The following is a 22,554-nucleotide window of genomic DNA, read 5'->3' as shown; positions in this document are numbered from 1 at the left end:
TCCTCATCCGCCGAATACCGCGCCGCCCCAGACCAGGCCCACCACTGACCCGAGGACCATCCATGGTCCGAACGCCACCTGGGTCTTCCGGTCGGCCCGGGCGGTGACCAGCAACACCACGGCGAACAACCCCCCGAGCACGAACGCAGCGATCGTGCCGGTGAGTACCTCCTCCCAGCCGTACCAACCGAGCACCACGCCGAGCAGGCCGGCGAGCTTCACATCCCCCATCCCCATCCCGGAAGGAGAGATCAGCGCGAGCACCAGGTAGCCGGCGGCCAGTGCCGCACCGGCGAGGACGGAACGCCACAGGTCGGAGTAGTCCCCCTCCACGACACCAAGCACCGCGAAACAGCCCAGCGCGATCGGATAGGGCGGAGTGAGGAGGATGTCGGGCAACCGGTGCGCGGCCAGGTCCACCACCACCAGCAGGGAACAGGCCAGTGCCACTGTACCCAGCACGAGAAGCTCCAACACGCTATCAGCCCAGGAGGCCGCCCCGGCACCACCCAGCGTCGCCAACAGCGGGTGCAGCCCGCTGCGCAACCAGACCGACTCGGTCCGGGCCAGGGAGACCAGCCAGGGGGTGAGCGCCATCGCGGTCAGGCCGAACAGCCCGGCCACCCCGACGACCACCACCGGCCCCATCAGGACCGCTCCGCCAGTGCCCGCTCCAACGCAACGCGCATCACCTCGGTCGGGGCGCTGCGTCCGGTCATCAGGCGCACCTGTTCCACGCCCTGGTGCAGCAGCATCAGGTGTCCGCCGGCCACCGGCGCACCCCGCGCGGCCCACGCCCGGCCCATCGCGGTCGGCCAGCCCTCGTACACCACGTCCAGCAGCACCTGCCCGGGATGCAGGTCGGCCTCGACGATCAACGGGACCAGGGAGTCTGCTGCGCCCCGGGGTGCGGTACTGACCACCGCGTCGGCGCGCAGCAGCGCCTCGTCGGCCCTGGGTGTGCCCCAGGTGAGCAACGACGGCGACACCCCCATCCGTGCCGCGGCCCGCACCACGGCGCCTGCGCGCCCGGGTGAGCGCACCACCACCGCAGGGGAGGTGATTCCCAGCTGGCCCAGCGCCGCCAACGCTGCACTCGCAGTGGCTCCCCCACCCAGGATCACCCCGGTACGCGGCTGCCACTGTGTGGGCGCCACCTCTGTCAGTGCGGTCACGATGCCGTATACGTCGGTGTTCGTTCCTACCCGGACCCCGCCACCGGGGAACAGCACGGTGTTGACCGCCCCGACCACCTCGGCGAGCGGCTCGATGTGATCCACCGAGCGCAGCGCCACCTGCTTCAGGGGCATCGTCACCGACAGCCCGGCCCAGCTGGGATCGAGCCCGGTAAGGAAAGCGGTGAACCGATCCTCGGTCACGTCGTGCCGCTCATACGTCCAGTGGGTCAGGCCCAGTTCGGCATAGGCGGCCCGGTGCAGCACCGGTGAGAGCGAGTGCGCCACCGGATGGCCGAGCACCGCTGCGCGGCGCGGGTCGGGCATTGCTCAGTCCTCGCCGTCCTCGTCCTCGTCCCCGTCCTGCTGGGCGAGCCACTCCCGGTACAACTCCTGGTTATGCCGGTGCTCGTCGATGTCGTCGGTGAACCGGGTCTCGCCGGTGTTGGGGTTGACGGTGACGAAGTAGCACCAGTCACCCTCCGGCGGGTTCAGCACAGCGTCGATAGCCGGTTCGCCCGGTGCACCGATCGGGGTGGGGGGCAGGCCCGCCACGCGACGGGTGTTGTAGGGGTGGTCCTCCTGCCACTCACTGCGGGTGATCTCCCAGGCCGGCTTGTTCAGACCGTAGGCGTAGGTGGTGTCCATCCCCAGGGTGCCGTCACCGGAGCAGCCGGCCAGGCGGTTCTCGACCACGCGGGCCACTTGGCCCCAGTGCTCCGGGTTGTTCACCTCCAGTTCCAGGATGGAGGCAATGATCAGGGTGTCCTGCCACTCGTCCTCGGGGACCTCCCGCTCCTCCAGCTGGCGCACGGTCAGGTCAACCATCTGCTGCAGCAGTTCCGCCGGCTCGGTGTCGGTCTCCACGGTGTAGGTGGACGCGAACAGCCAACCCTCGATCTCACCCTCGGCCGCATCCGGGAGTTCGGAGGCTGCGAACTCCTCGGCGGCGGCCTCCACATCCTCCAGCGGCACCTCCAGCCGGGCGGCGACACGTTCGTAGATCTGGGTTGCCCGCCAGCCCTCCGGGATGGTCACGGTCAGGTCCGCGCGACTGCCGGGGTCCAGCAGTGCCTGCACCGCATCGACCGCGGCCATCTCCTCGCGCATGGTGTAGGTGCCGGCCTGGATCTGGACGGCCTGGGGGTTGTTGTTGTACGCCTCAGTGAAGGCGCCGACGGTGGCCACCACGTTGGCCTCCACGAGTGTGCGCCCGATGTCGGTGCCAGTGTCGCCGGTGTTCACCACGACCTCGACCTCGCCGGATCCCGGACCGGGGAAGTCGGTCACCTCCGGCTCCTCCGGAGACCCCTGGAACAGGGGGCGGATCAACACGAACGCACCGCCCAACAGCAGCGCGATCGATGCGACCATCACCACGAAGGTAATAGCGTTGCGCCGCCGCTGGGCCCGGCGCTTCGCGGCACGCTCCCGACTGGCCCGGCGGTGCCCGGTGGATGTCTCGGCAGCGGGGGTCTCCTCGGTGCCGAATTGTTCATCGAACAAGTCGGTCACGTCCGCGCCTCCTCATCGACCGGTGGATCCTCACACACCTTAACGACTTCACCGACCTCCCGACCGCCACGCATGGCGTCCAGGGCGCTCTGCAGGATCACAGTGGCCGCGACCTGGTCCACCACCTTGCGGTGTTGCTTCTGACGTCGCCCGGCGCTGTGAAGTTGGGCGTGCGCGGTGACGGTGCTCAACCGCTCGTCGACCAGGCGCACCGGTACGGGGGCGATCGCGGCTGCAACCCGTGCGGCGTACGTCCGGGCATCCCGGGCCGCAGTTCCCTCCCGACCCGACATGTGCAGGGGCAGGCCGACCACGACCTCGATCACCCCGGCCTGGGCGACCTGCTGCGCGATCGCGGCCACGCCGTCGTCGTCCCGGGCCCGTACCAGGGTTCGGTCGGGCGTGGCGAGCAAGCCCTCGGGGTCCGACAACGCCAGGCCCACCCGGACCTTGCCGGCGTCCACGCCGAGACGCACGCCGGTGCGCACCGGGGCCGGATGGTCTGGCGTCTCAGGCATCATCACCGCCCAGATCGCTGATCAGTGCGGACAGTGCGGCGCCTACCGCCCCCGGGTCGGTACCGCCACCCTGGGCGATCTCATCCTTACCGCCGCCACCGCCGCCGAGCACCCGGGCCGCGGTACGCACCAGGGCGCCGGCCTTGACGCCGGCAGCACGGGCCGGCCCCGTGGTGGCCACCACGATGACCGGACGGTCGTTGCTGACCCCGGCCAGCGCCACGACCGCCGGGGTGTCGGCGCCCAGCCGCTCGCGCACGTCGAGGACCAGCGAGCGCAGTGCGTCGGTACCGGAGATCTGTCCGGTGTCGGCGGCGACCACCTGCACCGTACCGACCTTCCGGGCGCGTCCGGCCAGTTCCCCGGCCCCGGCCAGCAACTGGGCCGAACGCATCTTGTCCAGTTCCCGTTCGCTCTCCTTGAGCTTGCCCAGCAGGCCCGAGATCCGCTCGGGCAGCTCCTCCGGCCGTGACCCGACCAATTGCGTGAGCTGGCCCAGCAGCACGCGCTCCTTGGCTCCCTGGGCGTAGGCGCCGTAACCCACCAGGGCATCGACGCGACGGATCCCGGAGCCGATCGAGGACTCCCCGAGCAGGGTCACCTGCCCGACCTCGCCGGAGCGGCGCACGTGGGTGCCTCCGCACAGTTCCTTGGACCAGTCCCCGTCGATGGAGACCACCCGGACCCGGTCGCCGTACTTCTCCCCGAACAGCGCGATGGCCCCCTGGTCGCGCGCCTCGTCCTGGCTCATCACCTCGTCGGTGACGTCCAGGTCCTCGATCAGGCGCAGGTTGACCCGCTCCTCGATCTCGGAGACCACCGAAGCCGGTACTGCCGAGCCGTGCCGGAAGTCGAACCGCATCCGGGACGGGGCGTTCTCGGATCCGGCCTGGGTGGCCTGGGTGCCCAGGAACTCGTGCAGCGCCTTGTGCACCATGTGGGTGGCGGTGTGGGCCTGGGCGATCTGGCGGCGGCGCTCGGTGTCGATCGCGGCCACGCCGGTCTCGTCCAGCGCCAGGGTGCCCTCCAGCAACCGGCCACGGTGCACCGACAGCCCGGTGACCGGGCTCTGCACGTCGGCGACGTCGACGATCCCGCCGCCGGAGAAGTTGATGGTGCCCTGGTCGGCGAGCTGACCGCCGGCCTCGGCGTAGAAGGGGGTACGGTCCAGCACCACCTCCACATCGGCCGGCGCCTGGGCCGAACGCACCGGTTCGCCGTCCACCAGCAGCCCGATCACACGGGCCTCGGCCACAGCGTCGGTGTACCCGAGGAACTGCACCGGTGCATCGAGCCGGCGAGCCAGGTCGGCGTAGGTGGCGACCTCGACCTGGCCGGTCTTCTTCGCCAAGGCATCGGCACGGGCGCGTTGGCGCTGCTGTGCCATCAGGTCGGCGAACCCGGCCTCGTCCACGCGGACACCCTGCTCGGCGGCCATCTCCAAGGTCAGGTCGATCGGGAAACCGTAGGTGTCGTGCAGTGCGAACGCCTGGTCTCCCGACAGTTCCGGGGTTCCCGAGCCGGATTCGGACCGTGCGCGCGACACCGCGGTGTCCAGGATGGTGGTCCCGGTAGTGAGTGTGCGCAGGAAGGCCTCCTCCTCGGCGTAGGCGACCTGACTGATCCGGTCGAAGTCCTGCGCCAATTCGGGGTAGGACGGGCTCATCGCGTCACGCGAGACCGGGAGCAGTTCGGGCAGCGCGGCCGTGTCCACACCGAGCAGCCGTGCGGCCCGCACGGCGCGGCGCACCAGGCGCCGCAGTACGTACCCACGGCCCTCGTTGCCCGGACGGACGCCGTCACCGATGACCATCAGGGCCGAACGCACGTGGTCGGCGATCACCCGCAGCCGCACGTCACTCTCGGGGTCGGCGCCGTAGCGCTTGCCGGAGATCTCCTCCATCCGGGAGATGACCGGGAAGACCTCGTCGATCTCGTACATGTTCTGTTTGCCCTGGAGCAGGTAGGCGATCCGTTCCAGGCCGGCGCCGGTGTCGATGGACTTCTGCTCCAACGTCCCGACCAGCGGGTAGTCCTTGCCGGTGCCCTCCCCCCGGATGAACTCATCGAAGACCAGGTTCCACACCTCGATGTAGCGGTCCTCGCCCTCGGTGCTGCCGGGCCAGACCGCCTGGGCACCACCGGCCGCCTCGGGACCGTACTCGGGGCCGCGGTCGTAATGCCACTCCGCGGTCGGACCGGCCGGCCCGCCGCCCTGTCCGGTGTCCCAGAAACTCTCCTGCTGGGGCAGGCGCACGATGCGGCCCGGGTCCAGGCCCAGACCCTTCGTGAGCACTTCCAAGGACTCGGCGTCCTGGTCCCACAACGTCACCCAGAGACGGTCCGCATCGAACCCGTAACCACCGGACGCGACCGAGCCGGTCAGCAGTTCCCAGGCAAGGTTGATCGCCCCTTCCTTGTGGTAGTCACCGAAGGAGAAGTTGCCGGGCATCTGGAAGAACGTGCCGTGCCGGGTGGTCCGGCCCACGTTCTCGATGTCATTGGTGCGCAGGCACTTCTGAACGCTGGCCACGCGCGGCCAGGGTGCCTTCTGGGTGCCCAGGATGTAGGGAATGAACGGCACCATCCCGGCGATCGTGAACAGGATCGACGGGTCGGGCGAGACCAGCGACGTGCTCGGCACGATCGCGTGGTCACGCTGCCGGAAGAACTCCAGCCAGCGGTTGCGGATCTCGGCGGTACGCATACGTCCTCGATGGGTGCTCTGGTTTGTCGATCGTCAGGGGGGATGGCCCGGCGTCAGAAGAAGGCGTCCTCGTCGTCGTCCCAGCCGCGGGGCTCCTCGGCCCGGGCGGAGCGACGGTGGGCCCGGGCGCGCTCCTGTTCTGCTTCGCTGGGCAGCAGGGCCGCAGACAGGGCCGCCTCGTTCTCGGCCATCGACTCACGCAGGGTGGTGACGGCCTCCTTGAGGTTGCGAGCCATTGAACTCACCGAGTCGGCGATGCCGGCGGGACTGACGGCGTGGGCAACCTCGCCGATCTGGCTGTTCACCTGCTGGACCTTGCGCAGCACCACCACCGAGGCCGCGACTCCCACTCCGATCCAGAAGAGGCGCTTCACGGCGTGCCCTTGCGGCCGAACATGGACCGGACCGCCAGGGAGAACGCGGCCACCTTGACCAGGGGAGCGCCGATGGTGGCGGCCACCAGGGAGGTCAGGGCCGAGACGTTCGTGCTCACCTCCGCGGCCGCGGTCGTGACGGTGTCCACCTTGCTCAACTGACTGTTGGTGGAGCGGATCGTCTCGGCGGTCTCATCGATGACCGGCAGTGTCTGGGTGGTGATGTTCCGGACCGAGAGGCGGGCCTCGTCCAGCACCCGCCCGAGTTTGAGGATCGGCACGGCCAGAAACCCCACCAACGCCACGAACGCCACGGCAGCGATCAGGCCGGCGATGTCTCCTACGGACATGACTCCTCCAATACTCACGATCCGGGCAACTGGTCAGACACTACCCGGGTTATAGACACCGGCGCCCCGGTACACGGCAAGGGCCATGAACCAGGGCGCCGGACAGATCGGGTGCCCGCGGGATCAGCGGGAGTAGTGCTCCACCACCAGTTGCACGTCGGCGGTGACCGGGACCTCGACCCGCTTGGGTCGGCGCACCAGTTCGAAACTGAGCTTCTCCAACTGCACGTCCAGGTAGGCCGGAACCTCGGGCAGCACGTCCCGATGGGCGCCGGCCGCGGCGACCTGGAACGGCACCATGGTCTGGCTGCGGGGCTTGACCTGCACCACCTGACCGGGCTTGACCCGGTAGGAGGGACGGTCCACCACCCTGCCGTCCACCAGGATGTGACGGTGCACCACAGCCTGACGGGCCTGGGCCATGGTGCGGCCGAACCCGGCGCGCAGCACCAGGGCGTCCAGACGCATCTCCAGCAACTCCACCAGGGACTCACCGGTCAGGGCCTGCTCGCGGCGTGCCTCCTCGAAGGCGCGGCGCATCTGAGCCTCACGCAGACCGTACTGGGCGCGCAGACGCTGCTTCTCCTTCAGTCGCACGGCGTAGTCGGACTCGGTCCGGCGGCGAGCGCGCCCGTGCTCACCCGGCGGGTAGGGTCGCTTCTCGAAGTACTTGACCGCTTTGGGGGTCAGGGGAATACCCAGGGCCCGGGAGAGCCGGACCTGACGGCGGGTTTGGTTCTTGCTGGCCATGTGTGTTGTGTTCTTCCTGTCGTGTTCTCGTGACGTCACACCCGCGGATCCGCTGGCGGCGCGGGTGTGGGGCCGACTCTGAGCGGAAGGACACCGGCTGTCTCGGCCGGTCGATTCTCGCCGCTGCTGGCTAGGACCCCAGGTGTGCCCGGACTGGGCAACTTCCCTAGTTTAGCGCACCGTGGCACGCCGTTCGATCAGCCTCGGACGTGGTGGTGCTCACCCGGGCCGGCCGGTCGGCCCGGCGGCATCCCCCAGCGCGGGACCCGCCCACGGCCGTGCGATAGTGGCCCGCGTGAGGCAAGCACGGCCGGATCGACTCCCGCTGACCACCACGATCGCCTTCGGCCTGGTGGTCATCTGTGCCTTCGGTTCATGGCTGTACGGGTACGGGGTGCTACTGGAACCGATCCGCGTCGACACCGGGTGGAGCGAGTCGGTGCTGTCATCGGCCTACGGCATCGGCATGCTCGCGGTGGGGCTGGGCACCGTCACCGCCGGCCGGGTGGTGGACACCGTTGGGCCGCGCCCTGTCTTCGTGGTGTCCGCGGCCGGAGTGATCGCCGGCACCGCCCTCGTGGTCACCGCCCACACGCCCCTGGCCTTCGGTGCCGGGGCGGTCCTGACCCAGGGCTTCGTCGGCACTGCCGGCTACTACACCGTGGTGCACGCGACGATCGCCCGGCGGGTCCCGGCCGATCGGACCCGGGCGATCACCGTCAACACCATGTGGGGCGCCTTCGCCAGCCCGGTGTTCCTGCCGCTGCTGGGTTTCGTTGCCCAGGCTTGGGGTTGGCGAACCGCGATGGTGCTGTCCGGGGTGCTGGTCACGGGGAGTTTCCTGTTCGGGGCCGCGGTGAGCCCGTCGGGCACCGGGGTCTCCCGGGGCGAGGCGGGCACACTGCGGGCCGCTCTTGCCGAATCGATCCGAGATGAGACGATGCGCCGCCTGCTGTACGTGGCGGTGTGCTCGGGAGTGGCCTCCTCGGTGCTGTTCCTCTACCAGGTCCCGGCGATGGTCTCCGCCGGTCTCGTCCTCGGCCTGGCGTCGGCGTTGGCCGGCCTGCGTGGCTTGTTCCAATTGCTCGGCAGGCTGCCACTGCCGTGGCTGGTGAACCGGTACGGCGCCCGGCAGGTGTTCCAGGTGGGCTTGGCGCTGGTGGGCGTCTCCTCCCTGCTGCTGCTGGTCTCGGGCAATGTGGTGGTGGCCGTGGCCTTCGCCGTCGTCGCCGGTGCCTCCGTCGGTGCCTCCTCGACCCTGGAGAGCATCTACTCGGCCCAGGTGGTGCAGGTGCGCCTGATCGGGTTGTTCCTGGGGTTGTACTCGATGATCTGGGGACTGGGTTCGGCCGTGGGCCCGGTCATCGCCGGGTTCGTGACCGAGGCCACCGGCACCCGGCTGCCGGTGTTCGTCGGTATCGCGATCATCGGGGTGCTGGGCGCGCTGTTCATCCCCCGCGACCCGGGTCGCACGGACCCCTGAGCGGGGCCGGGGCGCACCACCCGGCGGGATCGGTCCCGTTCACCCCGGTGCGATCGGACTAGGTGTCGGGAGCCTCCGGCTCGGTGCGGCCGAGCAAGGTCTCGATCCTCTCCAGGCGCTCGCTGATGGAGCGTTCGTACCCGCGGTCGCTGGGCCGGTAGTACCGCGCACCGCGCAACTCCTCCGGCAGGTACTCCTGGGCGGCGACCGCGTGCGGTTGGTCGTGGGCGTAGACGTAGTCGGCGCCGTGACCCAGGCGCTCCGCGCCGGCGTAGTGGGTGTCGCGCAGGTGCACCGGGACCGAACCGGACCGGCCGGCCCGCACATCGGCCAGCGCGGCGTCGATACTGCGGTAGGAGCGGTTGGACTTCGGGGCGGTGGCCACGTGCACCACCGCCTGGGCCAGGATGATGCGGGCCTCGGGCATCCCGATCATCGCCACCGCCTGAGCGGCGGCGACCGCGGTCTGCAGCGCGCTCGGGTCGGCCATGCCGACCTCCTCACTCGCCGCGATCACGATCCGCCGGGCGATGAAACGCGGATCCTCCCCGGCGTGGACCATCCGGGCGAGGTAGTGCAGCGCGGCATCGACGTCGGAGCCACGCATCGACTTGATCAGTGCCGAGGCCACGTCGTAGTGCTGGTCCCCGGCCCGGTCGTAGGCCACCGCGGCCACGTCGATGGCCCGTTCCACCGCGGACAGGTCGATCTCGGTCTGCCCGCCGGCGCTGGCGGTGCCCGCGGCGGCCTCGAGGATCGTCAGGCCCTTGCGCGCATCCGCACCGGCCAGCCGGCGCAGGTGCGCCCGGGCGTCGGCGGCCAGGCTGAACCGGCCCTTCAGACCACGCTCGTCGGCCAGGGCCCGGGTGAGTAACTCGTCGACGTGCTCGGGGGCGAGTGGGTGCAGGGTGAGCATCAACGACCGGGACAGCAGCGGGGAGATCACCGAGAAGCTCGGGTTCTCGGTGGTGGCCGCCACCAGGGTGACCCACCGGTTCTCCACCGCCGGCAGCAGCGCGTCCTGCTGGGTCTTGGAGAACCGGTGCACCTCGTCGACGAACAACACCGTCTCCACGCTGCCGGCCAGCCGGCGCCGGGAGTCATCGATCACCGCCCGTACGTCCTTGACCCCGGCGGTCACGGCGGAGAGTTCGACGAACCGCCGCCCACCGGCACGTGCCACCAGGTAGGCGATAGTGGTCTTTCCGGTACCGGGCGGACCCCAAAGAATCACCGACGACGGCGGCAGCGAGCCCGCCTCCGACGGCGTCACCAGGCGGTTCAGCGGGGCGCCCGGGGCCAGCAGGTGGTCCTGGCCGAGCACCTCATCGATTCCGGCGGGGCGCATTCGCACCGCCAGCGGTGCCCGGTCATCCACCCGGGGCACCCCGGCCTCATCGGTGCTGACTGAGTCGAACAGGTCCACGACCCAAGCCTAGGCCGCCCCGTGACGGCACCGGTCCCGCGCGCGCCCCGGCCGCCATAGAATCACATCGTGTTCGACCGACTGGGGCGGCTGGCAGCCCGCTATCCGCGCAGGATCGTCCTGGCGTGGTTCCTCCTCACGGCGTTCCTCTTCACCCTGACGATGACCGGCTTCGGTGGCCAGGGCCTGTTCGAGCGGCTGCACTCCGGGGAGCCGACCGTGCCGGGTTCGGAGAGCACCGAGGCCCGCGAACTCCTCGATGAGCACTCCCCCAGCGGCGAGGAGATCTCCCTGATCGTGCTGGGGTTGGATCTGGACAACCCCGACGGGGTGGCCGAGGCCGGCCGGGCCGCAGCGACGCTGAACTCCCGGTTGCTCAACATCGATGGGGTGGACGGCGTCCTCAGCCCGTTCGTGTTCCCCGGCGGGCTGTCCGATCCCCGGGCGGCGGCACTGACCTCGGCCGACGCCGACGGGTTCCTGCTGACAGTCACCCTGCAGGTCGGCCTGGACCCCGAGGTGCACGACGCCGCGGTGGCCGAGGTCACCGACCTGTTGCGGGACTTCCCCGGGCGGGTCTCACCGGTGGCCTCCGGGATCGTGGCCAGCAGCGACCTGATGACCGAGGCGGTGATCTCCCAGATGGAGCGGGACCTGATCACCGGGGAGCTGGTCGCCCTGCCGGTCTCGCTGTTGATCATGGTGGTGGTCTTCGGTGGCTTCCTGGCCGCGGGGATGCCCCTGGCCGGCGCGCTCGCCTCCATCGCCGGCGGACTGGGAGCGCTGCTGGCGTTCAGCCACGTGATCGAGTTGGACTCGGTGGTGGTCAACGTGGTGACCATCCTGGGTCTGGGCCTGTCCATCGACTACGGCCTGCTGGTGGTCTCGCGCTTCCGGGAGGAACTCTTCCACGCCCATAGCGCCGAGCTGTCCGCCGCGGCCGCCGCGGCCGACGCCGTACCCGACCGCCGGCGACGGCGCCGCTCCACCGGGGGCGATGACGTGGTGCGGACCGCCGTCCGGGCCACGCTGAGGACTGCGGGCCGCACGGTGAGTTACTCGGCCCTGATCGTCGCGATCTCGATCCTGGGCCTGCTACTGCTGCGCCCGGACATCCTGCGCTCCCTGGGAGCGGCCGGCGTGGCGGTGGTGTTGATCGCCCTACTCACCGCCATCACGCTGGTGCCGGCCCTCCTGGTGCTCATGGGCCGGCGGATGCTGAAACCGCCCCTGCTGCGGCGCGTCCCCGGCCTGCGGCGGATCGTGGCGGGTCTGGGCGACGTGCCCCCGGCCGATGGGATGTTCTCCCGCCTGGCCGGACGGGTGCAACGCCGTCCGTGGCTGGTGCTGGTGCTGGTCTCGATGCTGCTGGTGCTGGCCGCCTCACCGCTGATGAACCTGCAGTTGCGCAACTCCACCACCGAGCTGCTGCCCAGCGACTCCGACCAGCGCGACTTCCTGACGATCGTGAACGAGGATTACCCGCTGGCCGCAGCGCCCACGATGGGGGTGCTGGTGGAGGGCACCGAGGCCGAGGCGGACGGCCTGGGTGACCGGATCACCGACATCCCCGAGGTCCTGGGCATCGACCCGGGCCAGCAGGTCGGCGCGGACTACGTGTTGCTCGGGGTGCGTGTGGATACCGACGACCCCGGTGGCCCCCTGGCCACGGACGTGGTCGAACAGATCCGGCAACTGCGCGAGAGCGAGCCGTCGCTGCCGACGTTCTGGGTCTACGGGGAGGGTGCCAACCAGGTTGACTTCACCCAGGCCCTGCTGGACGGGCTGCCCTACGCCGCCGCCGTGGTTGTCCTGGCCGTCTTCATCCTGCTGTTCCTGATGACCGGATCCCTGCTGATCCCGGCCAAGGCCCTGGTGGTGAACCTGCTCTCGCTGGCTGCCTCGCTGGGGATCACCACCTGGATCTTCGCCGAGGGGCATCTGGAGGGCCTGCTCAACTTCACCTCGGTGGGTGGGCTGGAGTCCTACGTGGTGGCGGTGGCAGTGGCGTTCGGGTTCGGCCTGGCGATGGACTACGAGGTGTTCCTGCTCGCCCGGATCAAGGAGATCTACGACGCCACCGGCGACAACGATCACGCGGTGAAGTACGGCCTGCAGCGGTCCGGGCGGATCATCACCTCCGCCGCACTGGTCATCATCGTGGTGTTCCTGGGGTTCGTGACCGGTGACCTGCTGGCCATCAAGCAGGCGGGCGTGGCCCTGGCCGTGACGGTCTTCATCGATGCCACGCTGGTCCGGATGCTGCTGGTGCCGGCCTCGATGACACTGCTGGGTCATTACAACTGGTGGGCGCCGCGCCCGATGCGCGCCCTGTACGCCCGGTTCGGCATCACGCACTGATCTCGCCGTGCCACCTCCAGGTGGACCGCGGCACCTCAGGTGCCCGCGGTTCCGTCGCGGTGCCTCGCCGCCTCAGGCGGCGACGTGCCGGGAGTCCAGCTCATGCCCGACGGCGTAGCCGATCCGGGCGTAGAGCGCCTTGGCCCGAAGGTTGTCGGCGTACACACCGAGGCTGACCCGCCCGAATCGGGCCACCCCGGCGCGGGTGATGGCGGCGGTCAGGGCACTGCCCAGGCCGGAGCCGCGCAGGTCCGGGCGGGTTCCGATGCCGCCCAGGTGCACCGCGCTCACCCAGTCGAAGGACCCGGCCACCGCGGCCAGTTCGGCGGCGCCCCGCCAGATGCCGAACCAGGTGCTCCCGGGCCGGTCCGGCCCGAAGTGGGTTCCGGGTAAAGCCACCGCCTGCACCGCGTGGATCTGCTCGAGGTGCCGGGGGATCTCCAGGGGCACCACCTGGTCCTCGAGGGGGTGCGCCGGTGGTACCTGCTCGGTCCACATCCAGTCCCAGCGCCCCCGGCGCGGCAGGTTCCACCGGTCACGGAGAGCGGCCGGCAGCAGGTCCCAAGCGCCCGGTGGCAGGGACACGCTCTGCGGCGCGAACCCGTGCAGCACCTCCTCGCTCCGGTTCGCCACCAACTCGGCCACCGCGCCGGGATCCCCGAGCGCCGTGATCGAGCGGGCCCGCCCCGGGTGGTGACCGGCCCGGGAAGCCATGCCCACCACCAGCGCACCCGTGGCGCACAGGAACCGGGCCTCGTGCCAGCGCCACCGGTCCCCGATCACGAACGGGTGCTGCGCCCACTGCGCGGGCAGGTCGGTCAGGGGTGGTGCGGGCGGGGTCGGGCTACCGCCCACCGCCTGCTCCAGCGGATGCGCCCTCGTCCCTGCCGCCGTCCCGATCCCCGTCGTCGCCACGCGCACCCGCCGGTGCCGGGCGGGCGTCCACGCCGGCCTCCTTGCGCTGCTGGGCGGTGATCGGTGCCGGCGCGTCGGTGAGGGGGTCGATCCCACCGCCGGACTTGGGGAAGGCGATCACGTCGCGGATCGACTCGCTACCGGCCAGCAGCGCCACCACCCGATCCCAGCCGAAGGCGATGCCGCCGTGCGGGGGCGCCCCGTAGGCGAACGCCTCGAGCAGGAACCCGAACTTCTCGTTCGCCTCCTCCTCGGACAGGCCCATGATCGCAAAGACGCGCTCCTGCACCTCGCGCTGGTGGATCCGGATCGAGCCGCCCCCGATCTCGTGTCCGTTGCAGACCAGGTCGTAGGCGTGGGCCAGGGCTGCGCCCGGGTCGTCCTCGAGAGTCTCCAGGAACTCCGGCTTCGGTGCGGTAAAGGCGTGGTGCACCGCGGTCCAGGCACCGGTACCCACCGCCACGTCCCCGGCAGCGACGGCCTCACCGGCGGGTTCGAACACCGGAGCGTCCACCACCCACAGCAGCGACCACGCGTCGTGATCGATCAACCCGCACCGTTGCGCGATCTCCACCCGGGCCGCACCGAGCAGGGCCCGGGACGCCTTGACCGGTCCGGCGGCGAAGAAGATCGCGTCCCCGGGTGCGGCGCCCACGTGTGCGGCCAGGCCGTCCCGTTCGGTGTCGGAGAGGTTCTTGGCCACCGGGCCTCCGAGGGTGCCGTCGGTGCCAACCGTGACGTAGGCCAGGCCCTTGGCCCCGCGCTGGCGGGCCCACTCCTGCCAGGCATCGAACTGCCGGCGGGGCTGGTCGGCGCCACCGGGCATCACCACGGCGCCGACGTAGGGGGCCTGGAACACCCGGAAGGGAGTGTCGGTGAAGTACTCGGTGCACTCTGTCAGCTCGAGGTCGAAGCGCAGGTCCGGCTTGTCGGTGCCGTAGCGGGCCATCGCCTCGGCGTAGGTGATCCGCGGCAGCGGGGTGGTGATGGGCACGTCGATGAGCGCCCAGAGGGCAGTGACGATCCGTTCCGAGAGGGCGAGCACGTCCTCCTGGCTGACGAAGGCCATCTCGATGTCGAGTTGGGTGAACTCCGGCTGCCGGTCGGCGCGGAAGTCCTCATCCCGGTAACAGCGGGCGATCTGGTAGTAGCGCTCCATCCCGGCCACCATCAGCAGCTGCTTGAACAGTTGCGGGCTCTGAGGCAGCGCGTACCACGAGCCGGGCTGCAGCCGCGCCGGCACGAGGAAGTCCCGCGCCCCCTCGGGGGTGGACCGGGTCAGCGTGGGAGTCTCCACCTCGACGAAGTCGTGGGCGGCCAGCACATCCCGGGCCGCCGCGCCCGCCGCCGAGCGCAGCCGCAGCGCGCGCGCCGGGCCCGGGCGGCGCAGGTCCAGGTAGCGATGCTTCAGCCGCGCCTCCTCCCCCACCGCCGCGCTCTCCTCCAGTGCCGTGGAGACCTGGAATGGCAGCGCGGCTGCGGAGTTGAGGACGACGACGTCGGTCGCGGTGACCTCGATCTCACCCGTGGCCAGGGCCGGGTTCTCGTTGCCCGCCGGTCGCGCCCCGACGGTACCGGTCACCGAGAGCACGTACTCGCTCCGCAGGGGGTGGGCTACCTCCTCGTCCCGGATCACCACCTGCACGATGCCGCTGGCGTCGCGCAGATCGATGAACGCCACCCCGCCGTGGTCACGGCGACGATCCACCCACCCGGCCAAGGTCACGGTGGAACCGGTGTCGGTGGTGCGCAGGGCACCTGCGGAGTGGGTGCGTAGCAACGGGTGGTCCTTCCTCATCGGTGCACCGGTCACGGCTTGACGCGGCGCACCGACGATCCTAGATCACCGCCGAGCCGGCTCGCCGTCCGGCCCGTGGCCCCTCCCGGGCGGCCTGCACCGCCTCGGCGTAGCGTGCCCCGATCTGCGCGGCGCGCCGGGCCGGCGCCAGGACGGCCTCATCCACCCGGGAACCCACCGCCCGGGTGAGGTCGCGCACGGCGCGAGCGCCCCGCCGTCGGGCTCCGATGCTGGTTGCGATCCGGGAGATCCCGGCGAGGAGCAGACCGCCGGCCAGGCCGGCCAGGAACAGTGCGGTGGGCCACGGGATCGCCGGCAGCACGGCGCCGTGCTGGCCGAGCGGAACCGGGCCGAGTCGGGGCGGTGGACCGGTGGGAATCTGCAGGTAGCCGGCCGCTGCCAGCACACCGAGCCACAACGCGCCGGCGGCCAGCACCGCCAGCAGCACCCAGTGCAGCAAGGAGACCGCCGGCCACCACCGGGCCGGCCGGGGTCGCGGGGTGCTGCGTACCACCACGGCGTCCAGGGTGTCGGTCAGCGCCTCAGCGGGCACCTGTGCTGCGGTGCGCAGGTAGGTGTACCAGGGCTCGTGCGCATCCTGGGCGAGGGTGCGTCCGATCCGTGACAGGGCCGCGTCCACCCGGGCCACCTCGACCGCCCCCGGGTCCGGGCGTGAGGTGACGGTGGTCACCGGTTCCTGCTCCTCGCTCCGGTCAGGCCCCCGGGGCATGATCTGCCTGGCCCGGTCCGGCTCGGTGGTGGGCAGGCGGAGCCTGCTGAGCGGGTCGGGTCGCAACCGCCGCAGCCAGCGGGTCAACGGCCACCCGGTGCGCGCCCGGGAGCGGTGCCGGAACGAACCCGCCACGGCCGCACCGACCCGGTCGACCCCGGCCGCCTGCGCCATGGCCGTGTGCACGTCGCGCATCTGGGCCGTGCTCAGTGATGCCGACGGCGGAGGCGGGTAGGCCCACGCGAGTTCGTCTGCGGCGGCGGTCACTTCGGCCGCCAGGCGGGCGTGCGCCGCCGTGCGGGCACCGGCGAAGTCGGTGACCACCTGCCGCAGCCGCGCCACGCCGGTTCCGGTGGTTGCGGAGGTGGCCAGCACGTGCGCCGGGGCGATCCCGTCCTTGGCCAGGCGTCGGTCCAGGTCCGCCAGCACCGCCTTGAGGTCTCCCGGGGTGAGCGTGTCGATCTGGTTCAACACCACCACCGTGACCTCAGCATGCTGTGCCATCGGGCGCAGGTACCGAGTGTGCACCACAGCGTCGGCGTACTTCTGGGGGTCCAGCACCCAGACCAGCACATCCACCGCCTCGATCAGCGCGTCGGCGATGCGGTGATGGTCAGTGTGGACCGAATCGACGTCCGGCAGGTCCAGCAGGATCAAGCCCTCGGCCAGGTCGGGCTCGTGCCGGCGTTGGTCCACCGCGAGCCAGTCCAGCAAGGCGGCCCCCTCGGCGTCGCCGGAGAAGACCCCCACCGCGGTGGCCGTGGTGGGCCGGCGGGCTCCCACGGTGGCCGCCTTGGTTCCGCTGACGGCGTTCACCAGCGAGGACTTGCCCGACCCGGTGGCGCCGGCGAAGGCGACGACCGTGTGCGCGGTGGACAGACCCTGCCGGGCCGCCACCCGCTCCAGCACCGCCCGGGCCTGCTGCACCGGGCCGGGTGTGGGCAGGGTGGCGGGGTCCAACCCCTCCACCAGGGCGGTGGCTTGCTCCAGTGCGCCGATACGCGACGTCAGGTCGTCGCGACCGCGCCTCACGTGTCCATCCTCGCGCGCACCTGCGCCACTGCCTCGGTGAGCCGGGCGCGGGCGTCTCGGGGCTGGTCCGTGGGCACAAGTTGGGTGAACCGGGCGACCTCGGCGGCCATCAGGTCCTCTACCCGCGCGAGCACATCAGTACGCGCGGCGGTGGTCAGCCGTCGCACGGCGTCGTCGCCGAAGACCGCCTCCAGGACCTTCTGGGCGACGACGGCGGTGCCACCGGCGACGGCCACCTCCCCTCCGGTCAGGCCGCCGGTGGAGGCGAAGACGAGCACCATCAGCGCCACTCCGACGCCGTTCACCCCGAAGGCCAGCAACCGGGCGGTGGTGCGCTTCCCGGCACCCTCGGAGCCGACCAGTTCGAGCAGGTGCCGCTGCCATGCGCGGATCTGCTCGGCGGCCCGCTCGGAGAAGTCCGCACTCGCCCGCCCGGGCAGGGCCCGGGCAACCAGATCACGTCCGGCGCCGTCCCTGGCCCATGCCGTGCGGGCCCGCTCGGCACTGGCATCGGCGTGGGCGGTGAGCAGTGCGTGCAGCCCGTCGGTGATCGCCACCTCGACCTGCTGCTCCGGCGGGGGCCTCCGGGTCACATAGGCACTGACCCGGTCCCGGGCGCGGCCGATCCGGGACTGCAGTTTCTGGAAGAATTCCCCGGCGCCGACCAGGTCCTGCCAGCGGGCCAGCACCTCCCCGCGCAGCATCGCGCCGTCGCTGAGGGCCTCGCGCACCGCATCGGTGCGGTAGGCCTGTGTGGCAAGGGTGTGTAGATGCTGGGCTGCGGCGTCCTGGTCGGTGAGTGCCTCGATCAGGGTCTCGGCCTGGCCCAGGGCGTGGCCGGTGGCCCCGGTGAGGGTGCGGCGCACCACCTCACCCCGGGCCTGGGCGTCCGCGCTCAATCCGTGCAGCCAGTCGCGCACCGGTTGCGCCGCGCCGGCCGGCAGCAGGCCCTGGCTCGTCAGGTCGGACTCGGGGATGTCGAACAGGGTCGCCTCGGCCAGGCCGTTGGCGCGGAGCATCCGGGTCAGGTCGGTGTGCACCTCCTGCCGCACCCGGGGCGGGATCCGGTCCAGCACCACCGCGATAACCACGTTGCGCTCGGCCGCCAGGTTGAGGAGTTCCCACGGCACCGCGTCGGCGTACCGGTGGGCTGTGGTCACGAACAGCCACAGGTCGGCCGCGGCGAGCAGTTGATGAGCGAGTTCCCGGTTCTGTTCGACCACCGAGTCCAGGTCGGGGGCGTCCAACAGCGCCAGACCCGCGGGCAGTGCCTCCGACGTCACCATCCGCAGGGCGGCGCGCCCCGGGGCTACGTCCTCGGAGCCGGGTTGTGCGGTGGTCCCTTCGCCGTGGGTGCGCACCAGGGTCGGAAGCACCCGGTTCCCGGCGAACCATTCCCGGTCCTGCGGGTGGTGGATCAGCACCGGGCTGCGGGTGGTAGGCCGCAGGGCTCCGGAGGCACTGACCGGGGCACCGATCAGGGAGTTGACCAGGGTGGACTTGCCCGCCCCTGTCGACCCGCCCACCACCGCCAGCAGCGGTGCGTCCACGTCCGCGTAACGAGGCAACAGGTAGTCGTCGATCTGATCCAGCAGCCGCGACCGGTCCCGGGTGGCCGCCGCACTGGTCGCGGTGGTCAGCGGAAACTCCGCGCGGGCGATCGACGCACGCAACTGTCCCAGCGCTGCCTCCATACTGCGATCATGCCAGCCGGGCGTCGTCGCGGCACACGCGTGCCGACCCGCTCGCCGGCCCTGCGATGTGGCCGCGCGAAGGCCGGTGAGGTTGCGCACACTGCCGGGGCAGGCGGAGCGCTGGACGATACAGTGGTGGCTTCTGGAGCGCACGAGCCGCGCACAGGCCCTCCGATGGCACCTTCGTGGCCATCGACCGTGGTGCGAGAAGCGCATCGGCGGCGTCGGGCCGAGGCGGACGCGGACCAACCGGGTCCGCACAGTTCCACCTCGTCTGCGATTGGACACCGCCATGCCTGACGCCCGCACCCCTGCCACGAACAGTTTCGCGGACCTGGGTCTTGCCCCGCACCTGCTCATCGCGATCACCGAGATGGGCTATCGCGAGCCGACCCAGATCCAGACCGCGGCCATCCCGCCGCTGCTGGCCGGACGCGACGTCACCGGTGTCGCCCAGACCGGGACCGGCAAGACCGCCGCCTTCGGCCTGCCCCTGCTGGCCGCCGTCGACCCCGACCTGGCGGGCGTGCAGGCCCTGGTGCTGACCCCCACACGGGAACTGGCGATCCAGGTGGCCGACGCCCTGACCCAGATGGCCTCGACCTCCCCCGGCCTGGACGTGCTTCCCATCTACGGCGGCGCCTCCTATGTCACCCAGCTCCGTGCCCTCAAGTCCGGCACACAGGTGGTGGTGGGCACCCCCGGCCGGGTGATCGATCTGGCCGAGCGCGGCAGCCTGGACCTGAGCGGGGTCTCCTATCTGGTGCTGGACGAGGCCGATGAGATGCTGCGGATGGGTTTCGCCGAGGACGTCGAGGTGATCCTCACCCACACCGGTACCGACACCCCGAAACAGGTCGCCCTGTTCTCCGCCACGATGCCCTCCGCGATCCGCAAGGTGGCCCGGGAGCACCTGAACAACCCGGTCGAACTGGCCACGTCCGCTCCGTCCTCCACCACCACCATGATCACCCAGACCTACGCCGTCGTGCCGTTCCGGCACAAGGTGGGGGCGCTGTCCCGGGTGCTGGCCACGACGGCGGCCGATGCCACCCTGGTCTTCGTGCGCACCCGCGACACCGCCGAGGAAGTCGCCCTGGAGCTGACCGCCCGCGGTACCCCCGCGGCGTCGATCAGTGGGGACGTGCCCCAGCGGGAACGCGAGCGGATCGTGCAACGACTGCGCAGCGGCGGCCTGGACGTGCTGATCGCCACCGACGTCGCCGCTCGTGGCCTCGATGTGGACCGGATCGGCCTGGTGGTCAACTTCGATGTGCCGCGCGAGGTCGAGGCCTACGTGCACCGGATCGGGCGCACCGGTCGGGCCGGACGCTCCGGTACCGCACTGACGTTCTTCACCCCGCGCGAGCGCAGCCGGCTGACCGCGATCGAGCGGGTCACCGGCAGTTCGCTGCAGGAGGTGGACATCCCCACTCCGGCCCAGGTGAGCAAGCACCGCGCCCAGCGCGTGCTGGCCGAACTGGGCGAGCGGATCGGCCGGGGCCGCCTGGACCTCTACCGCGAGCAGTTACAGGCCTACACCGACGACGGCGCGGTCGAACCCCTCGAGGTGGCGGCGGCACTGCTGGCACTGCAGGTGGGTGACGACGGCCCGGCCCCCCGCCAGGACCGCGCCGGAGGCGAGTCCGGTTCGGTCGGGGTGGCCGGCGGCGAGCGTTCCGGCACCGCTCGGCGCCAGGACACCGAGGCAGCATCGGCACACAGCGGCCGCGATGAGCGGCCGGCGCGTGCCAGGTTCGACTCCGCCCGTTCCGGGGCCGACCGGCCCATGACCCGGCGCACCCCCGGGCGCACCTCTCGGGGCACGGTCTACCGGGTTGCCGTCGGGCACACCCACGGCGCCCGTCCCGAGGCGATCGTCGGTGCGATCACGAACGAGGGCGGGTTGCGCGGATCCGACCTGGGCAAGATCGAGATCTTCTCCCGCTTCTCGCTCGTGGAGGTCAACGCACAGGTCACCGACGAGGCCTCTCGTCGCCTCGACCGCGCGGTCGTGGCCGGCCGGCCGATGCACTTTCGTCCCGACACCGGAGCACCCGGCGGCACCGGCGATCGGGGCGGCGCCCGGCCCCGTCGCGGGCATGACGCCGGCAGCGGACGGCGTGCGATGACGAAGCCGGCGAGGGCAGCCAAAGCCCCCACGGCCGCCAAGCAGGGCCGCAAGCCCCGGCACACCGCTGCGCGGACGCGCCCCGGCCGGCAGCGCTGACCACGGGCGGGTTCGGTGTGCGCGGCCGCGGGTTATGCCCGGCCGGCTGCGCCGGATCGGGCCCTGCGATCAGGCCGGAGCCGGTCCCGGCAGCACCCGGGGCCACAGGTCGTCAGCCGGCGGTGTCCACGCGGCGGCGTCGGCGGCGACCTGCTCCCCCGACCGGATGTCCTTGACCTCGGCGCGCTCGCGCTGGGTCCCGGCAGGGAACCACACGAACGGGATGCCCCGCCGGTCGGCGTACCGGATCTGCTTGCCGAACTTCGCCGCGCTGGGAGCCACCTCCGCCGGGATGCCACGGGCACGCAACCCTGCCGCGTCGGCGTTGCTGCGGGCACGCTCGTCCTCATCGGTGACCGCCACGAGCACGGCGGCCGGTACCGACCGGGTGGCGTGCATCAGGCCCGCTGAGAGGACCCTGGAGGTCAGCCGGGACACTCCGATGGACAGGCCCACCCCCGGATAGGTGCGCCGTCCGTCGGTGGCCAGGGAGTCATACCGGCCCCCGGAACAGATCGACCCGAGGTCCTCGTGCCCCACCAGCACCGTCTCGTAGACGGTCCCGGTGTAGTAGTCCAGGCCACGGGCGATCCGCAGATCGGCGGTGACCACGCCCGGCACCTCGGCCTCGGCGGCGTCGACGAGTGCGCGCAGTTGCCCCAGGCCCTCCTCCAGCAGGGGGTGGCTCACCCCGAGGTTGCGCACCCGGGCTTCCACCTCCGCGCCGGAGCCACTGATCCGGGCCAGTTCGAGGGCAGCCTCGGCCTGGGACCGGGTCAACCCGATCTGGTCGGTCAGCATGGCACGTACGCCGTCGTCGCCGATCTTGTCCAGTTTGTCGATGGTGCGCAGGGTGCCCTCGACGTCGGTGACCCCGACGCCCTCGTAGAACCCTTGGGAGACCTTGCGGTTGTTCACTCCGATGCGCACTGCCGGTAGGCCGTCGCCGGTGAGCGCGTTCAGCGCGTGCGCGGCCACCAGCACCGCCTCCACCTCGTAGTGGAAGGGCAGTTCATCGGCGCCGACCACATCGATATCGGCCTGCAGGAACTCCCGGTAGCGGCCCTCCTGGGGCCGCTCCCCGCGCCAGGCCTTCTGGATCTGGAAACGCTTGAACGGGAACTGCAACCGGGCGGCGTTCTCCACCACGTAGCGGGCCAGCGGCACCGTCAGGTCGAAGTGCAGGCCCAGCGTGCGGTCGTCGGTGGTGTCGGTCTCGTCCGCGTGCAGCCGCCGCAGCAGGTAGACCTCCTTCGACGTCTCGCCCTTGGCCACCAGCCGGTCCAGGGGCTCCACGGCCCGGGTCTCGATGCCGGCGTAGCCGTGCAGGCTGAACACGCGCCGCACGGTGGCGGTGATGTGTTCCTCCACGATGCGTTCGCCGGGGAGGCGTTCGGGGAATCCGGACAGTGGTGCGGGACGGGCCATGGGCACATTCTGGCACCGAAGCGGCCGGCCCCGACGCATCGGCCGCATCGTGGGCCGTGCCCGGAACC

17 protein-coding genes are annotated in these 22,554 nt (G+C 71.2%); 3 read left to right on the top strand and 14 right to left on the bottom strand.

The window, feature by feature from the left end:
* Positions 1-3 precede the first annotated feature (3 nt).
* The 8 genes from ACPL7H_RS06000 to rpsD form a co-directional block, all read right to left on the bottom strand.
* A complete protein-coding gene (locus ACPL7H_RS06000) occupies positions 4-648 on the bottom strand; it encodes a prepilin peptidase (protein ID WP_424796134.1) in 645 nt (214 codons plus the stop codon).
* Complete coding sequence (locus ACPL7H_RS05995; RefSeq protein WP_424796133.1) at positions 648-1,502, bottom strand: shikimate dehydrogenase; 855 nt, start codon at positions 1,500-1,502, stop codon at positions 648-650. Before ACPL7H_RS05995 ends, ACPL7H_RS06000 begins: the two co-directional genes overlap by 1 nt.
* Positions 1,503-1,505: 3 nt before the next feature.
* Positions 1,506-2,690, bottom strand: a complete 1,185-nt coding sequence (gene mltG, locus ACPL7H_RS05990) for an endolytic transglycosylase MltG (RefSeq protein WP_424796132.1) — start codon at positions 2,688-2,690, stop codon at positions 1,506-1,508.
* Positions 2,687-3,208 carry a Holliday junction resolvase RuvX gene (ruvX, locus tag ACPL7H_RS05985; protein ID WP_424796131.1) on the bottom strand — a complete coding sequence of 174 codons (522 nt, stop codon included), beginning with the start codon at positions 3,206-3,208 and terminating at the stop codon, positions 2,687-2,689. Before ruvX ends, mltG begins: the two co-directional genes overlap by 4 nt.
* Positions 3,201-5,915: an alanine--tRNA ligase gene (gene alaS / locus ACPL7H_RS05980; RefSeq protein WP_424796130.1), complete on the bottom strand. Its 2,715-nt coding sequence runs from the start codon at positions 5,913-5,915 to the stop codon at positions 3,201-3,203. Before alaS ends, ruvX begins: the two co-directional genes overlap by 8 nt.
* Positions 5,916-5,968: 53 nt before the next feature.
* Positions 5,969-6,289, bottom strand: a complete 321-nt coding sequence (locus tag ACPL7H_RS05975) for a hypothetical protein (RefSeq protein WP_424791069.1) — start codon at positions 6,287-6,289, stop codon at positions 5,969-5,971.
* Positions 6,286-6,639, bottom strand: a complete 354-nt coding sequence (locus ACPL7H_RS05970; protein ID WP_424785987.1) for a DUF948 domain-containing protein — start codon at positions 6,637-6,639, stop codon at positions 6,286-6,288. Before ACPL7H_RS05970 ends, ACPL7H_RS05975 begins: the two co-directional genes overlap by 4 nt.
* A 123-nt stretch (positions 6,640-6,762) precedes the next feature.
* Entirely contained in the window at positions 6,763-7,389 is a 627-nt protein-coding gene (gene rpsD / locus ACPL7H_RS05965; protein WP_424785988.1) for a 30S ribosomal protein S4, read from the bottom strand.
* Between the two features lie 295 nt (positions 7,390-7,684).
* Here rpsD and ACPL7H_RS05960 point away from each other — a divergent pair, with 295 nt between their 5' ends.
* Entirely contained in the window at positions 7,685-8,872 is a 1,188-nt protein-coding gene (locus ACPL7H_RS05960) for an MFS transporter (protein ID WP_424796129.1), read from the top strand.
* Between the two features lie 58 nt (positions 8,873-8,930).
* Here ACPL7H_RS05960 and ACPL7H_RS05955 read toward each other — a convergent pair whose 3' ends face one another.
* Positions 8,931-10,298, bottom strand: coding sequence for a replication-associated recombination protein A (locus ACPL7H_RS05955; protein ID WP_424796128.1), 1,368 nt, complete (start codon positions 10,296-10,298; stop codon positions 8,931-8,933).
* A 69-nt stretch (positions 10,299-10,367) separates the two neighbouring features.
* Here ACPL7H_RS05955 and ACPL7H_RS05950 point away from each other — a divergent pair, with 69 nt between their 5' ends.
* Positions 10,368-12,659 carry an MMPL family transporter gene (locus ACPL7H_RS05950; protein ID WP_424796127.1) on the top strand — a complete coding sequence of 764 codons (2,292 nt, stop codon included), beginning with the start codon at positions 10,368-10,370 and terminating at the stop codon, positions 12,657-12,659.
* Positions 12,660-12,731: 72 nt separating this feature from the next.
* On the opposite strand, the gene ACPL7H_RS05945 is transcribed toward ACPL7H_RS05950, so the two are convergent.
* Genes ACPL7H_RS05945 through ACPL7H_RS05930 form a run of 4 tightly spaced genes read right to left on the bottom strand, consistent with a single transcriptional unit; the run spans position 12,732 to position 18,828 of the window.
* A complete protein-coding gene (locus tag ACPL7H_RS05945; RefSeq protein ID WP_424796126.1) occupies positions 12,732-13,514 on the bottom strand; it encodes a GNAT family N-acetyltransferase in 783 nt (260 codons plus the stop codon).
* Complete coding sequence (gene aspS, locus ACPL7H_RS05940; RefSeq protein ID WP_424796335.1) at positions 13,504-15,354, bottom strand: aspartate--tRNA ligase; 1,851 nt, start codon at positions 15,352-15,354, stop codon at positions 13,504-13,506. Before aspS ends, ACPL7H_RS05945 begins: the two co-directional genes overlap by 11 nt.
* A 58-nt stretch (positions 15,355-15,412) precedes the next feature.
* Complete coding sequence (locus tag ACPL7H_RS05935) at positions 15,413-17,134, bottom strand: GTPase (RefSeq protein WP_424796125.1); 1,722 nt, start codon at positions 17,132-17,134, stop codon at positions 15,413-15,415.
* On the bottom strand, positions 17,131-18,828 hold the full coding sequence (locus tag ACPL7H_RS05930; RefSeq protein ID WP_424796124.1) for a dynamin family protein: 1,698 nt from the start codon (positions 18,826-18,828) through the stop codon (positions 17,131-17,133). The genes ACPL7H_RS05935 and ACPL7H_RS05930 overlap by 4 nt, the downstream gene beginning before the upstream one ends.
* 292 nt (positions 18,829-19,120) lie before the next feature.
* Here ACPL7H_RS05930 and ACPL7H_RS05925 point away from each other — a divergent pair, with 292 nt between their 5' ends.
* Positions 19,121-21,058 carry a DEAD/DEAH box helicase gene (locus ACPL7H_RS05925; protein WP_424796123.1) on the top strand — a complete coding sequence of 646 codons (1,938 nt, stop codon included), beginning with the start codon at positions 19,121-19,123 and terminating at the stop codon, positions 21,056-21,058.
* 69 nt (positions 21,059-21,127) lie between these two features.
* On the opposite strand, the gene hisS is transcribed toward ACPL7H_RS05925, so the two are convergent.
* Entirely contained in the window at positions 21,128-22,486 is a 1,359-nt protein-coding gene (gene hisS / locus ACPL7H_RS05920) for a histidine--tRNA ligase (RefSeq protein WP_424796122.1), read from the bottom strand.
* Positions 22,487-22,554: the final 68 nt, after the last annotated feature.

Source organism: Pseudactinotalea sp. Z1732 (assembly GCF_049724975.1).
In the GTDB taxonomy this organism is placed as follows: Bacteria; Actinomycetota; Actinomycetes; order Actinomycetales; family Beutenbergiaceae; genus CALKWS01.
This window is presented reverse-complemented; position numbering and strand designations above follow the sequence as displayed.

Coding starts and splice junctions, on each gene's coding strand:
- ACPL7H_RS06000 (WP_424796134.1), bottom strand. CDS start 648: ATGGGGCCGGTGGTGGTCGTCGGGGTGGCCGGGCTGTTCGGCCTGACC.
- ACPL7H_RS05995 (WP_424796133.1), bottom strand. CDS start 1,502: ATGCCCGACCCGCGCCGCGCAGCGGTGCTCGGCCATCCGGTGGCGCAC.
- ruvX (WP_424796131.1), bottom strand. CDS start 3,208: ATGCCTGAGACGCCAGACCATCCGGCCCCGGTGCGCACCGGCGTGCGT.
- alaS (WP_424796130.1), bottom strand. CDS start 5,915: ATGCGTACCGCCGAGATCCGCAACCGCTGGCTGGAGTTCTTCCGGCAG.
- ACPL7H_RS05970 (WP_424785987.1), bottom strand. CDS start 6,639: ATGTCCGTAGGAGACATCGCCGGCCTGATCGCTGCCGTGGCGTTCGTG.
- rpsD (WP_424785988.1), bottom strand. CDS start 7,389: ATGGCCAGCAAGAACCAAACCCGCCGTCAGGTCCGGCTCTCCCGGGCC.
- ACPL7H_RS05930 (WP_424796124.1), bottom strand. CDS start 18,828: ATGGAGGCAGCGCTGGGACAGTTGCGTGCGTCGATCGCCCGCGCGGAG.
- ACPL7H_RS05925 (WP_424796123.1), top strand. CDS start 19,121: ATGCCTGACGCCCGCACCCCTGCCACGAACAGTTTCGCGGACCTGGGT.
- hisS (WP_424796122.1), bottom strand. CDS start 22,486: ATGGCCCGTCCCGCACCACTGTCCGGATTCCCCGAACGCCTCCCCGGC.